Genomic DNA, 14,263 nt, shown 5'->3' with positions numbered 1-14,263 from the left:
GCTCCGGCATACCGTACCGCGCCTTCGTTACAGTGGTCGGTATGCCGACTTTTGATCTGGGATTGGAACATGTCTCGCTCGCGTTCGCGACGAAAACGATTTTCACCGACGTCACCCAAGGCGTCTTCGAAGGCGACCGCATCGGCATCGTCGGACGCAACGGCGACGGCAAATCAACACTCCTCCATCTGCTCGACGGCGCACAGACACCCGATTCCGGACGCGTGAGCCGCCGCAACGGACTCACGCTCGGAGTCCTCGGGCAGCGCGACGAACTCGACGACGACGCGACGCTGCGCGAAGCCGCGCTCGAAGGGCGCGAGGACTACGAATGGGCGGCGCAGACACAATCGCGCGACATCGTCGAAGCACTCCTCGGCGGCCTCAACCTCGACGCGACGATCGGCACACTCTCAGGCGGGCAGCGCAGGCGCGCCGACCTCGCGCGCCTGCTGCTCAAGGACTGGGACATCCTCGCACTCGACGAACCGACGAACCATCTGGACGTCGTGACGATCCACTGGCTCGCCGAACACCTCAAGAACCGCTGGCCGAAAGGCACCGGCGCACTCCTCCTCGTCACCCACGACCGATGGTTCCTCGACGAAGTGTGCGAATCGATGTGGGAAGTGCACGACGGGCAGATCGAACCATTCGAAGGCGGCTACAGCGCGTACATGCTGCAACGCGTCGAACGTGACCGCCAAGCCGACGTACGCGAGACGAAACGCCGCAACCTCGCGCGCAAAGAGCTCGCATGGCTGTCGCGTGGCGCACGCGCGCGTTCGACGAAACAGAAGTTCCACGTGAAGGCCGCGCGCGAACTCATCGCCGACGTGCCGCCGATGCGCAACACACTCGAACTGCGGCAGATGGCGACCTCAAGACTCGGCAAACAAGTCATCGACCTCATCGACGTCACGCAGATATTCGACCGCGAACAAGGCGCATACGCGGACATCGACCCCGACGCCGCCGCGCTCGCGGAACATACGACATCCGCGTCGACGGTCGATGTCATCGAACCGATGTTCCAGGAGCCGCAGATGTTCGGCAGTGTCACGATCGCCGTCGACGACGCCGACGATCCGCGGTTGAAGTCCGCGTTCGGATCGCGCGCGGACGAGATCGCCGCCGCGCATGGGCTCACGCACCGCGAACCGACAGGCGAGATCAACGCGTTGCGCGGCACACGTGACGGCGACGCGGCGAACGATGAAACAACGTCCGACGCGACGAGCGCGGCCGTCGAACTCACCGTGAGCGGACGTGAAATCCTCGACGATGTGACGTGGCTCATCGGACCCGGCGACCGCTTCGGCATCGTCGGCGCGAACGGCGCGGGCAAATCAACGCTCCTCAAAATCCTCGACGGCACGCTCACGCCGACGGCGGGACATGTGAACATCGGCAAAACGGTCAAATTCGCGGTGCTCTCGCAGCGGCTCGACGAACTCGAACAACTCGGCAACTACAAAGTCAAGGAAGTGCTCAGCCGCTACAAACCAAGCTACATCGTCGACGGCAAGGAAGTGACGCCCGGGCAGCTCATGGAACGGCTCGGCTTCGAAGCGGCGCAACTGATGACGCCGATCCGCGACCTGTCGGGCGGCCAGAAACGCCGCATGCAGCTGCTGCTCATCCTGCTCGACGAACCGAACGTACTGATCATGGACGAACCGGGCAACGACCTCGACACGGACATGCTCGCCGTCATGGAGGACCTGCTCGACACATGGCCGGGCACACTGATCGTCGTGAGCCACGACCGGTACCTGCTCGAACGCGTGACCGACGAACAGTTCGCGCTCATCGGCGGCAAAGTGCGGCATCTGCCCGGCGGCGTGCAGGATTACCTCGACATCGTCGACGCGCTGCGCCGCGGCGAGGATCCGCTCGGCATGAACACGGCGGAAGGCGCGGCCGATCCGACGCTCGACGCGGATACCGTCAAGGAAGAGGACGCGGACGCTGGCGCGGACTCCCCCGACGCGGGCGCACAGACGCGGCCGAAACTCAGCGGCAAAGCGTATGCGGACGCGTCTCGGCGCGTCTCGGCGATCGAACGCAAACTCGAGAAAATCGAAGCGCAGAAGGACGAACTCGAAGCGCAGATGGCGGCGCATGACCCGAGCGACTACGCCGGCCTCAACGAACTCAACAGCCAATTGCAGGCGCTCACGGCGGAATCGGACGGACTCGAAGCCGAATGGCTCGACCTGTCCGAACAGATGGGCCAGTGAGGTACATCCTTCCGTATCGTTCACACCATCCACGGGTGGTGTGAACGACGCGCTCGTCTAGTTGTCTACGTACGCTCGAACCATGACCGAGCATTCCCACGAGGCAAGCAATGCCAACACTTCCAGCACCCCCAACGACACGCAGTTCGATGAGATGCGCATGGCCGGCGACGGCGGCGTCGCGAACGCGGCCGTCGACCTGAGGCTGTATGACACGGCGACGCACGAGATCTCGCGCTTCGAGCCGATCCAGCCGGGCAACGTGGGCATCTATGTGTGCGGCGCGACCGTGCAGAGCTCGCCGCATATCGGGCACATCCGCGCGGGCGTCGCGTTCGATATCATCCGCCGCTGGTTCCTCAAGCTCGGCTACCGCGTCACGTTCATCCGCAATGTGACCGACATCGACGACAAGATCCTCGACAAGGCGGCCGCCGCCGGACAGCGCTGGTGGGCGCGCGCGTACCACTACGAACAGGAGTTCACGGACGCGTACGATGCGCTCGGCGTACTGCCGCCGACGTACGAGCCGCGCGCGACCGGGCACATCATGGACATGGTCCACTTGATCGAACGCATCATCGACAACGGCCACGCGTACGTCATCCGCGACGAGAACGGCGACCTCACCGGCGACGTCTACTTCGACGTCGCGTCGTGGCCGCACTACGGCGAACTCACGCACCAGAAGCAGACGGGCGAGGTCGATGAGGCGGCCGCCGTCGCCGACCGCATGGGGCCGTCCGTGGACGCCGCGGGCGACGACAAATACAATCCGGTCGATCCGGCCGACCTGTCCGAAGACAAGCGCGACCCGCGTGATTTCGCGTTGTGGAAGCGTCCGAAGGCCACCGATCCGGCCGACGCGCGCTGGAAGACGCCGTTCGGCACGGGCCGCCCGGGTTGGCACATCGAATGCTCGGCGATGAGCTACCGCTACCTCGACGGCATGTTCGACATCCACGGCGGCGGCCTCGACCTGCGCTTCCCGCACCACGAGAACGAGATGGCACAGACGCGCGCGGCCGGCTACCGCACGGCGAACCGCTGGATGCATTCCGCGTGGGTCACCGCGAAGGGCGAGAAGATGAGCAAGTCCCTGGGCAACGGCCTTTCCGTGCCCGTCGTGCTCAGCGAACATTCCGCATGGGTCGTGCGGTACGCGCTCGGTTCCGTCCAGTACCGTTCGATGCTCGAATGGTCCGACCAGACGCTCGCCGAGGCGCAGGCCGCATACGACCGCGTCATCAACTTCATCGACCACGCCGGCGACGCGCTCGGCGAACAGCCGTCGCGCGACGAGATCACGGGCGTCTCCGCCGACGACCTTCCCGTCGATTTCGTCGCCGCAATGAACGACGACATCAACGTTTCACGTGCAACAGCCGCGATCTTCACCCAAGTGCGCGCAGGCAACACACTACTCACCGAAATCCTCGATGACGGCGACGGCAGCAAGCACGACGCGCTGCGCACGGCACTTGTCAACGTCCGCGCGATGCTCGACGTCCTCGGTCTAGACCCGCTCGCCGAACCATGGATCGACGGCGGCAGCGACACCGGCGGCGAAGGCACCGTGCGCGATACCCTCGGTGCGCTCATCGACGCGCAGCTCAACGCGCGCGCCGCCGCACGCAACGCGAAGGACTTCGCGACCGCGGACAAAATCCGTGACGACCTCGCCACGCTCGGCATCACGATCGAGGACACCCCAACCGGCTCGACGTGGACCCTCAACTGACCTAGCTACAGCTCCGCCGTATCCCAACCATCGGCGCGCGGAATGCGGCGGATGCGCGCACTGCACAACACAATCACCGTGGAAAGCGCGAGCGCTGCAAGGAACACGATGACGGCTCCGCGGAATCCGAGTACCGGCAGCAGCATGCCTGCGCTCGCGCTTGAGAATGCGGAGAGCGCTTGCGCAGGCACGGTAAGCGAAACGTAGATCCTCCCCTGCATCGACGTCGGCGCCTTTGCGAACACAAAACCAAGCAGCAGCGCGTCAATGATCGGAAACGGCAAGCCCATGACCGAATTCGCGATGAGCACGAGCACATACGATGCGCCATCGGACATACCATCACCATATGCGAACAACATCGGCGCAATGCATGCGCACAGAAACACAAAACTGACGCAAATGCAGACGCCTACCGGCATATGGTCGCTCAAGCGCGCGGCGACGAACGCACCGACGAGCATCATCGCGGCGATGCCGCTGCCGATTGTGCCGATAAGTGTCGCGTTCGTGTTGAGCGACATCAGATGCAGCTGAATCGTGTATTCGACGCCGTTGACGCCGAAATTGAGTATCGCGGCCGCAATCATGATCGTCACGAGCATAGGTTTGTGCAGCGACCACGACCATCCGCTCACGAAATCACCGAAGAACGACGTTCGTTGTTTGCCGTGCGCGGCGCGCGCGTCGGCACTGTCCGCTGCACCATCCGCACGCACCAAACGCCGTGCATCGATGCACCGTGCGGCGGCGCCGGAGATCGCGTACAGGCACGCCGTCACAAGGAACGGCAGCCATGGTGCGATGCCGTAGAGGAAGCCGCCGATGGGGTTGCCGGCGATGTTGATCGTCGCGTCGCGTCCCCGGTTGAGGCTGAGCGCTTTCGGATAGTCGCGCACGCCGATGATCGAGCGGAGCATCGCATCGGTTGCGCTTCCAAGGAATCCACTTACGGCGGAGCCAACCGTCGCAATCACGAGCAGCATCGGATAGGTGAGCGTATGCGCCGCGAGCAATGCCGCCACACTCCCCCATGTGCACACACCGAACGCCGCGTTCGCGACGATGAGCGTACGCCGCTCATGGCGGTCGACGAATGTGCCGCCGAACACACTCGCGACTTGCTGTGCGATGAGCGCGGACGTACCAAGCCAACCCGCGGCGGCTGTCGATCCGGAGACCGCGTATCCCGCAAGGCTCACCGCGAGCGCGCGCAGCGATCCGCCAGCGGCGGACGCCGTGTCCGCGGTGAACCATGCGGCGTAATTCGGCGCGCGCCAGAACGAACGGCGCACATTCGCGCTTTCGATCACGGCACCCATCGGAACACCTGCTGCACGATGGCGACCGGTTCGACATCCGCATCCTCGATATCGTCGATATCTGCGGAATCGTCTGCGTTGATATGTGCACGATCACGTTCTTCGATGAGCATCCTGCGTCGTTCACTCACGTGTTCCCACGTGCGCATGACTTCATTGAGCTGTTCCACCATCGCGCGCGTCTCATCTGGAGTGAGCCGCAGGACGCGATCGTTGGCACCGCACGTGTCCACCCATTGCTGTGGCAATGTGGGAAGCACATCGAGGAACCGTTCGTACGCCATTTGGTAACTGAGCGCAGCCGTACGGCTGAACGCGTCGATGACGTCCGCATCCGCGCTGTCGGGCCGCACGTTCGTCGCATGATGGCATGCGCGCCAATGGCTTTTGCGCCTGTCTCCGTCTGGCGTCACGGCTTTTTCGACGAGTCCTGCTTTCGCGAGCTGCGCGAGATGGTAGCTCACCGCACCTGGGGCCTCGCCGGTCGCCGCGCTGAGCTCACCGACCGTTTGCACATCGCCGACGCGCAGCGCACCGAGCAGCCGCATCCGTGCCGGATGCGCCATGCACTTGAGCGCCTCCTCGGACGCCGCGGAAGCCTCCTCCTGATTGGTTATCGTCGACCTTTCAGCCGCTTGCAATCGTCGTTCCGTCATCAGGTCTCCTTTCACACATTCCAAGTATACAAAATATTTGTACAAATCATTTGTGATTCTGTTCGCCGATGACACCACCATGTGTTTTCCATGGTTGCGCACTGCACACAGCCGCGCTCTGCGGCACCGCCGCCAACTACAGCCATATGTACGCTGCAGACGGCTGCACTAAGCGTCACCGCCGCCGGCTACAGCTACCTACACGCCACACACGGCCGCGCACCGCGGCACCGCCGCCAACGACAGCCACATGAACGCTGTAGACGGCTGCACATTGCGGCACCGCCGCTAACTACGTCCATTCGTACGTTGCAAACGGCTGCACTAAGCGGCAGTGCCGCCAACTACAGCCATATGTACGTCGCAAACGGCTGCACAGTGCGGCACCGCCGCCAACTACAGCCGTCCACAACAGCCGTCCACAACCGCTGACGACTCACTCGAATACGAAATCGACGTTGACGATGTGCAGCTTCGGTTCGAGCGCCTTCTCCATCGCCTGCCGCGCGCGCACGAGTTCCTCGATCTGCACGGTGCCTTTCGTGCTGCCGATGAAGATGTCGACATCGAAGTTCATACCGGTTTTGAAGACGTGGATCTTCTCCATATCGATGCCCGCGGGCATATGTGTTTCGACTTCGCGCGTCACGAATGCGGAGATCTCCTCGTCGTCGTGTGTGCCGCCGACGAGTTCGACGAACGCGTCACGCAGCACAATGACCGGTTCTTTGATCGTCAGCAGCACAATGATCGTCGTGATGAAGAAATCGCCTGTGTAGTGCAGGAAATCAAACGGGGTGCCGTCGGGGAGGAAGTACAGCAGCACGGCGACGACGCCGATGCCGAGCGAGATCATCCCGTCGATCCATGTACCGTTCGCTTCCGCTTTGAGCATGAGGCTTGCATCGCCGATCGAGCGGTTGCGCGCACGATAGTATGCGACGAGCACAAGGCATACGGCGACCGCGGCGATCTGGTAGATGATGACGGGACCGAAACTCAGTCGCTCACCTTCGCCGTACGCGAAGTAGTCGATCGCGACGCGCAGCACATCGATGAACGAGAACAGCAGCAGGCATATCGTGAACATCGATTTGCAGATCGCGTAGATCGGTTCGAGCGCGAACATGCCGTTCGGGAACCGTTCGCTCACGCGCACCGTCTTCTTCGACAGATACGCGGCGACACCGCCCGAGATGACCGAGATGACCGTGAACGACGCGTCGAGGAACATCGCCTTGAGCCCCGTGAGGAAGAACACGAAGAACCCTGCGAACACCATGACGACATTGACGATGATGCCGACCTTCAAGGCCTGCTGTTCGATGTGCTTCTGATGCATGCCGCCTCCTCGTTGTTCCATATGGCGCCGCATCGTCGTCGCGCGCGGCCGCCGTCGCCTATCACACCCCAACCAGTGTAGTGAACGCGCGCATGGCTGTGGAGTTCCGGTGCGCAGGCTGCACGATTTCCCCTCAACACGGTAGAATCGTAGCCATTATGGCAGCATTTAGTTCTCTTACAGACAGGCTCTCGAACGCGTTCAAGCATCTCAAGAGCAAAGGCAAGCTTTCCGAGGCCGACATCGACGGAACGATCCGCGAGATCCGCCGTGCGCTGCTCGACGCGGACGTCTCGCTTGACGTCGTGCGTTCGTTCACGGCGCGCGTACGCGAGCGCGCGCTCGGCGCCGAAGTGAGCGAAGCACTCAACCCGGCGCAGCAGGTCGTCAAGATCGTCAACGACGAACTCACCGACATCCTCGGCCAGGGCGTCGATCGTCCGCTCAATTTCGCGAAGACCCCGCCGACGATCATCATGCTCGCGGGTCTGCAGGGCGCCGGCAAGACGACGCTCGCCGGCAAGCTCGGCTATTGGCTCAAGGAGTCCGGCCATACGCCTCTGCTCGTCGCGGCCGATCTGCAGCGTCCGAACGCCGTCACGCAGCTCGAAGTGGTCGGCGAACGCGCGGGCGTACCGGTGTATGCGCCGGAGAAGGGCGTGCAGTCCGCCGGCGGCGAAGCGGTTTCCGCCCCGGGCGAGACACATGGCGATCCGGTCAAGGTCGCGCGCGATTCGATCGAATACGCGCGCCAGAAGCTCTACGACACCGTCATCATCGATACCGCGGGCCGCCTCGGCGTCGACGAGACATTGATGAAGCAGGCTCGCGACATCCGCGACGCCGTGCAGCCGAACGAGATCCTGTTCGTCATCGACGCGATGATCGGCCAGGACGCGGTGCGCACCGCGCAGGCGTTCGACGAAGGCGTCGATTTCACGGGCGTCGTCCTTTCGAAACTCGACGGCGACGCGCGCGGTGGTGCGGCGTTGTCGGTCGCGTCGGTGACCGGAAAACCGATCCTGTTCGCGTCGAACGGCGAAGGACTCAAGGATTTCGAGGTCTTCCACCCGGACCGTATGGCGTCGCGCATCCTCGATATGGGTGACATCCTCACCCTCATCGAACAGGCACAACGTGAGTTCGACGAGGAGCAGACGCGCAAAGCGGCCGAAAAAATGGCGGAAGGCGACTTCGGTCTCGACGACTTCCTCGCGCAGCTGCAACAGGTGCGCAAACTTGGTTCGATGAAGTCGCTCCTCGGCATGATTCCGGGCATGGCACAGCATCGTAAGGAACTTGAACAGTTCGACGAACGTGAAATCGACCGTACCGAAGCGATCATCCGTTCGATGACCCCTGAAGAACGTCGTAATCCGAAGATCATCGACGGTTCGCGACGCGCGCGCATCGCATACGGTTCGGGTGTCACCGTGTCCGCCGTCAACGCGTTGCTGCAGCGTTTCGAACAGGCATCGAAGATGATGAAGCGCATGAGCAACAAGGCCGGTTTCGGCGCAATGGGCGGCATGGGCGGCGCCGGCGGCGGCAAGAAGAACAAGAAGGGCAAGAAAGGCAAGAAAGGCGCGTCGAAGTCCGGCAATCCGATGAAGCGCGAAGCCGAAGAGAAGGCGTTGCGCGCACGCCTGTCCGGCAACGCAAACACGTCCGGTTCGGCGTTCGCGAAGAAGCCGAAGACACCGCAGATCCCCGACGAACTGCAGGGCATGCTCGGCGGCGCCGACATCCCACCGAACCTCGGCGGTGGTCTCGGCGGCCTCCTCGGCGGCAACTGATCCGCAATGTTTTCCGCAGTGCGGAAAACCACGCACAACGGTACGCCGAGGCGCCTGCCCGCGTACCGTTGTGCGATAGTCGGGGTGCGATATCGATGCGCGTCGCATCACATGTACTACTGCGCGACAGAAAGGTTCCTATGCTCATCGCGATGTGGGTCATCCTGATTGTGCTGCTTGCGTGGCTCTCGCTCACGGAGCTGCCTGCAGGTTGGGACGGTCACAAACCACTGCCGTATCTCATCGCGCTCACGCCGTTCCTGTGGATCGCGTTCGTCGCGTTGTGCGTCATCGGCATATGCATGCGCGACTGGCCGTTCACGGTCTGCAGCGTCGTCGCGCTCATCGCGTCGCTTATGCGGCAGTCGGCGTATTGGCTCAACGACATCAAAGCTCCGAACACCGCGGCCGCACTCGCGCGATATCTCGCCGCACGCAACGCGGGCACGACGAACAACACAAACGGCGCGGACGCGAACGACGCGGACGCGAACGACGCAGACGCAGGCACCCCACACGCCGCGAACACGCGCGGCACACGCACGGCGCACACGACTTCCGCGCCATCCGCCGACCGCGGCCGTTTTCGCGTCCTCACGCTCAACTGCCGCTATGGCCACGCCGACGCCGAACAGATCGTGCGCCTCGTGCGCGCCGAGGACGTCGCCGTCCTCGCGCTCCAGGAATTGAGCGAGGACATCGTCGACCGTCTCGATGCCGCCGGTCTGCGCGAACTGCTGCCGTACCGCGAACTTGGCGAACCGCTCACGACCGACAATGGTGGGTTCAATGGTGTCTGGATGCGCGTCGAACCGTCCGAGAGCACGCCGACCGGAGTGCCGATTCCCGCCGCCGATGTCCCTACGATGACGATTCCGTTGTCGTCGACGCGCAACATCACGTTCGCGTCCGCGCATCCGAAATCGCCGATGCGCGGCTGCCGCGACTGGTCGGCCGGCATCATCGGCTTGCGCGCGCTCATCCGCCATCCGAAGGACGAGCCGCGCGAACAGTATCCGACGCTCGCCGCGATCGACGCCGCGAACGCCGCCGCCGAGGCCGAGGCGTCGGCGGACGCGGCCGCGCATGACACGTTCATCCAAGCCGGTATTTCCGCGCATTCGGCGACCGCGGACCGCGATACCCATCACGAGCGCACGACCGCACCCCACACGAACACAACCACCACGACAACCACACCGACACTCGACGACGACCGCGAGACGATCTGCGTCGTCATGGGCGACCTCAACGCGAGCATCCCGCATCCGAGCTTCCGCAAGCTCCTCGCCGCCGGTTTCCATGACGCGGCGCTCACCGACGCGCGCGGTGTGCATCCGACGTATCCATCGTGGCTCCGTTGGCCGCGCATCGTGCTCGACCATGTGTTGTTCACCGATTATCTGACCGCGTCCGACGTCCGTTCGATCAAGGTCGACGCCACCGACCATCTCGCGCTCGCCGCGACGTTGACGATCGTCGACCATCCGACGCCGCTCAACGCGGGCGCCGGCGAAACGTGGCCGGATTCATTGCCGCCGCTCGCGCGCGAACGCGCGCGCGACCGCATCCGCGCGCGACGGGACGCGGACGTCGACTGACGACGCCCACGACTTATGCGGTGACGGGCCGCAACGTGACGACGAAGCGGAAGCGCGCGTCGTCGAGACGGTACTGCGGCAGCAGTTGCGGTCCGCAACTGTTCGATCCGATGCCCGACTGCATGTAGTCGACCGATACGACGGTCGCGTCCGCCGCGCGCAGTTCGAAGTCGTGTGTCGCGCGCGTCATCTCCTCGGCCGTGTATGCGAGCGCCTGGAAGTCGAATGCGCGCGCATCGCCGGTGCCGTCACCGCGCAACACGAGGAGCGCGACGCCGTCGCCGCCGACGCTCGCCCAGTCGCAGTCGTGGTGGCTGCCGTTCTCCTGCGGCTTGATCTCGTCTTCGTAGAGCGTCGACGGTGTGCCTTCGAACATGCCGTGCCAGCTTGCGCGGTGCTTGTCGATGTAGCTTTCGTTCGGCCCGTATCCGCAGTAGACGACGTTCTTCATCGAGGCGGGCAGCATCATGCGGATGCCGAAGCGCGGCAGGAACGGGAACGCGGTGTCGCGCGCGACGTCCATCGTGCAGACGATCGAACCGTCCGCGTGCACGGTCCATATCGTGTCGACGTGCGCGATCGGCTGCACCGAGGGCGCGACGACACCGATCGATACGCGCAGTTCGACGGCGTTCGTCGTCAGGCGCGCGTCGTCCTGCGCGACCTCCATCGCGAGCGCCGCGCCGTCTTCGGGTTGCGCGATGCCGCTCGCGGCGACGGCGCGCACGTGCACATCGTATGCGCGCGCGGTCGCACAGTCGTACATCGCGCGCCGCCATTCGTGTTTGATGTACATGTCGTTGTCGGTTGGCGCGCGCCATATGCCGATCTCCATCGGTCGCACAAGCAGTTGGCGGTTGTGGTAGCCCAGTTGGGAGAAGAGTCCGGTGCGCATGTCGAGGACGTACCGCCATCCGTCGCCGTCGAGGACGATCGCCGTGCCGGTGCGGCTCACATGGATCGCCGATCCGCGTTCGTCGCCCGCGAGCATTTCCTCATGCTGTCGGCGCACCCATTGGTTCGTGTTGTCACGTCCGGGTATGTCGATTGCGATTTCGTCGAATCCGAGTTCGAACAGGGGGTCCATGTCCCACATCGCCGTCTTCGTCAGGTACCGCAGCACGATCGTGACACGTCCGTCGACCGTGCTGAGGTCGGGCATCCCGTCGAGTGTGACGGTGCCGGTTTCGCCCGGTGCGATCGCGAGCGACGCGTCGGTCGCCTCGTCGTCGCACAGGCGGTACGCGTGCATGACGCCGTCCACATAGAGCTCCCACATGAGTGTCGCGCGGTCGCGCAGTTGGAGGAAGTCGAGGTGGTTCTTCAGTGTGACGTGGACGCTGCCGTCGTCGTCGATCGTGTGTCCGGTGACGCGCGCGGGGCGGAACACGTTCTTGAATTCGTCGAGTCCGCTGTGTGGCGTGCGGTCGGGTGCGACCATGCCGTCGACGCAGAAGTTGCCGTCGTTTGGGCGGTCGCCGAAGTCGCCGCCGTACAGGTATTCGCGTCTGCCTTGCGGTGTGCGGCCCGCGTCGACGGCATGGTCGCACCATTCCCACACGTAGCCGCCGACGAGTCCTTCGTGCCGTTCGATCGCGGCGAAGTAGTCCTCCAAATCGCCGGGTCCGTTGCCCATCGCGTGGCAGAACTCGCACATCAGATACGGTTTGACATGGCCGCCGTCCGCGCGCGGATGCGCGATCGTGCCGTCGTCGCCGTTCGCGCCGTCGCCCTGTGGGCCGTCCTCGCTGAAATACGCGTCGATTTCCGCAATACTTGGGTACATGCGGCTGTGCACGTCGATGACATCGTAGTCATGCCGTTCGTGGCCGTCTGCCTCGACGTAGCGTGCGCTTTCGTAGTGCGTGAGGCGTGACGTGTCGTACCGTTGGATCCACCGCGCCGCGCGTTCGAAGCCGACGCCGTATGCGGATTCGTTGCCGAGCGACCAGAAGAGCACGCATCCGTGGTTCTTGTCGCGTTCGACGCAGCGGCGCACGCGGTCGAGAATCGCGGGCGCGAAGTCCTCGTTGTCGGCGATTGGCGCGTTCCACCCGTATTGGTCGATGCGCGCGTCCGTTTCGGGGATGCCCGTATGCGCACGGTAGAGGTCGTTCGCGCCGTGCGCTTCGATGTCCGCTTCGTCGACGACGAGGAACCCGAGCGTTTCGAACAGGTCGTAGTAGTGCGGCGCGTTCGGGTAGTGGCTTGTGCGCACGCCGTTGACGTTGTGCTGTTTCATCAACAGCAGATCGTCCCTGAACTGCTGTGGTGTGACCGCGTATCCGGTTTTCGGATCCGCATCGTGCCGGTTCATGCCGTGGATCGTGATCGGACGGCGGTTGAGTTCGACGCGTTCGTGCACACCGTCGCCCGTAAGCGCGCGCCGCACTTCGCAGACGCTCAGCAACGACGTGACCGCTTCGTCGTCGCTCACGATCGCAAGACGGTAGCAGTACGGTTCCTCGGGGTTCCACAGATGGACATCGTCGATCATCAACACCGCGCGTGCGTCGGCGTGGAATGTGCTGTCATCGGTACCGTCCACATCATCGACGTCGACCGCCGCCGCTGCGACCGCCGCGACCGTCGCACCGTCGGCGTCGAGGACCGCGACGGTCACGTCGTCGGGAAGTCCGCGCACACCGCCGTCGAGGTCGACGGTCACCTGCGCGCGCGCCGCAGCGCCATCATCGTCGAAATCGATGTCGGTATGGACGAAATAGTCACGGATCATACGCTCAGGGCGTGTGAGCAGATAGACGTCGCGGAAGATGCCGCTCATGCGCAGCTTGTCCTGATCCTCAAGATAGCTGCCATCGCACCATTTGAGCACAAGGACGACGAGCGTGTTCTCCCCCGGTTCGAGCTCGTCGGTCACGTCGAATTCGCTCGTCGCGTGCGACACCTGCGAATAGCCGACGAACGCGCCATTGAGCCACACATAGAAGCAGCTGTCGACGCCTTCGAAATTGAGGTACGCGCGCGGCGCACGCGCGTCGGGCGCATAGTCGAACACGGTGCGGTAGACGGCGCACGGGTCGTCAGCCGGCACGAACGGCGGATCGAACGGGAACGGATAGCGTACGTTCGTGTACTGGTTCCTGTCGAAGCCATGCATCTGCCATACCGACGGCACCGGAACCGTCGTGTACTCGGCGCCCATGTCGAACGCGACATCGGTGAAGACCGGATCGTACGCGTCAAGCGCGGCGGACACCTCGGCGTCAAGGTCGTGGATGCTCTCGTAATAGCGGAACGACCAATCACCGTTGAGCAACTGGAAACGGTCGGAATCCGTGCGGCGGTCGAACGTCGTGTCGATCGGCGCGCTCGCAGGGACGAAATACGCGCGGTCCGGCTCGCATCCCACATGCAGCGTCGTCAGATCCTCGTAATAGCGCGGCACGAACATCGCACGCCTCCTTTGGTCGATTGCGCCATGAACGCACCGGCCGGCGCCGATGCGGCATCACGTCACACTATAATCCGGCCGCCATCCGTCACGCGGCACGGCGCAGCGTATGACGCGCGCGACGCAATGACCATGGGTGGTTGTATC

7 protein-coding genes and 2 pseudogenes are annotated in these 14,263 nt (G+C 63.8%); 5 read left to right on the top strand and 4 right to left on the bottom strand.

The features are described from left to right. Positions 1 to 41 precede the first annotated feature (41 nt). The 3 genes and pseudogenes from B1526_RS04045 to cysS all read left to right on the top strand — a co-directional run. A pseudogene (locus tag B1526_RS04045) lies at positions 42 to 1,875 on the top strand (ABC-F family ATP-binding cassette domain-containing protein); the annotation flags it as partial. Positions 1,876 to 2,012: 137 nt separating this feature from the next. Next, a pseudogene (locus B1526_RS09420) lies at positions 2,013 to 2,243 on the top strand (ABC transporter C-terminal domain-containing protein); the annotation flags it as partial. A 154-nt stretch (positions 2,244 to 2,397) separates the two neighbouring features. After that, a complete protein-coding gene (gene cysS / locus B1526_RS04040; protein ID WP_407640994.1) occupies positions 2,398 to 3,984 on the top strand; it encodes a cysteine--tRNA ligase in 1,587 nt (528 codons plus the stop codon). A 5-nt stretch (positions 3,985 to 3,989) separates the two neighbouring features. Here cysS and B1526_RS04035 read toward each other — a convergent pair whose 3' ends face one another. The 3 genes from B1526_RS04035 to B1526_RS04025 form a co-directional block, all read right to left on the bottom strand. After that, positions 3,990 to 5,306, bottom strand: a complete 1,317-nt coding sequence (locus B1526_RS04035) for an MFS transporter (protein WP_095614812.1) — start codon at positions 5,304 to 5,306, stop codon at positions 3,990 to 3,992. Beyond that, positions 5,294 to 5,962 carry an ArsR/SmtB family transcription factor gene (locus B1526_RS04030; RefSeq protein WP_095614811.1) on the bottom strand — a complete coding sequence of 223 codons (669 nt, stop codon included), beginning with the start codon at positions 5,960 to 5,962 and terminating at the stop codon, positions 5,294 to 5,296. Before B1526_RS04030 ends, B1526_RS04035 begins: the two co-directional genes overlap by 13 nt. A gap of 436 nt (positions 5,963 to 6,398) precedes the next feature. After that, complete coding sequence (locus B1526_RS04025; RefSeq protein WP_327078347.1) at positions 6,399 to 7,325, bottom strand: cation transporter; 927 nt, start codon at positions 7,323 to 7,325, stop codon at positions 6,399 to 6,401. Between the two features lie 137 nt (positions 7,326 to 7,462). Here B1526_RS04025 and ffh point away from each other — a divergent pair, with 137 nt between their 5' ends. Further along, positions 7,463 to 9,100, top strand: coding sequence for a signal recognition particle protein (gene ffh, locus B1526_RS04020; RefSeq protein WP_095614809.1), 1,638 nt, complete (start codon positions 7,463 to 7,465; stop codon positions 9,098 to 9,100). Between the two features lie 140 nt (positions 9,101 to 9,240). Beyond that, on the top strand, positions 9,241 to 10,701 hold the full coding sequence (locus tag B1526_RS04015) for an endonuclease/exonuclease/phosphatase family protein (protein WP_095614808.1): 1,461 nt from the start codon (positions 9,241 to 9,243) through the stop codon (positions 10,699 to 10,701). A 13-nt stretch (positions 10,702 to 10,714) separates the two neighbouring features. Here B1526_RS04015 and B1526_RS04010 read toward each other — a convergent pair whose 3' ends face one another. Then, entirely contained in the window at positions 10,715 to 14,116 is a 3,402-nt protein-coding gene (locus B1526_RS04010) for a glycoside hydrolase family 2 TIM barrel-domain containing protein (RefSeq protein ID WP_095614807.1), read from the bottom strand. Positions 14,117 to 14,263: the final 147 nt, after the last annotated feature.

It is taken from the genome of Bifidobacterium criceti (genome assembly GCF_002286935.1).
In the GTDB taxonomy this organism is placed as follows: domain Bacteria; phylum Actinomycetota; class Actinomycetes; order Actinomycetales; family Bifidobacteriaceae; genus Bifidobacterium; species Bifidobacterium criceti.
The sequence above is the reverse complement of the archived record's forward strand: the minus strand, read 5'-3'. Positions and strand labels throughout refer to the sequence as shown.

Bases quoted from the DNA above. Each gene is read 5' to 3' on its own strand.
- cysS (WP_407640994.1), top strand. From the start codon at position 2,398: ATGCGCATGGCCGGCGACGGCGGCGTCGCGAACGCGGCCGTCGACCTG.
- B1526_RS04035 (WP_095614812.1), bottom strand. From the start codon at position 5,306: ATGGGTGCCGTGATCGAAAGCGCGAATGTGCGCCGTTCGTTCTGGCGC.
- B1526_RS04030 (WP_095614811.1), bottom strand. From the start codon at position 5,962: ATGACGGAACGACGATTGCAAGCGGCTGAAAGGTCGACGATAACCAAT.
- B1526_RS04025 (WP_327078347.1), bottom strand. From the start codon at position 7,325: ATGGAACAACGAGGAGGCGGCATGCATCAGAAGCACATCGAACAGCAG.
- ffh (WP_095614809.1), top strand. From the start codon at position 7,463: ATGGCAGCATTTAGTTCTCTTACAGACAGGCTCTCGAACGCGTTCAAG.
- B1526_RS04015 (WP_095614808.1), top strand. From the start codon at position 9,241: ATGCTCATCGCGATGTGGGTCATCCTGATTGTGCTGCTTGCGTGGCTC.
- B1526_RS04010 (WP_095614807.1), bottom strand. From the start codon at position 14,116: ATGTTCGTGCCGCGCTATTACGAGGATCTGACGACGCTGCATGTGGGA.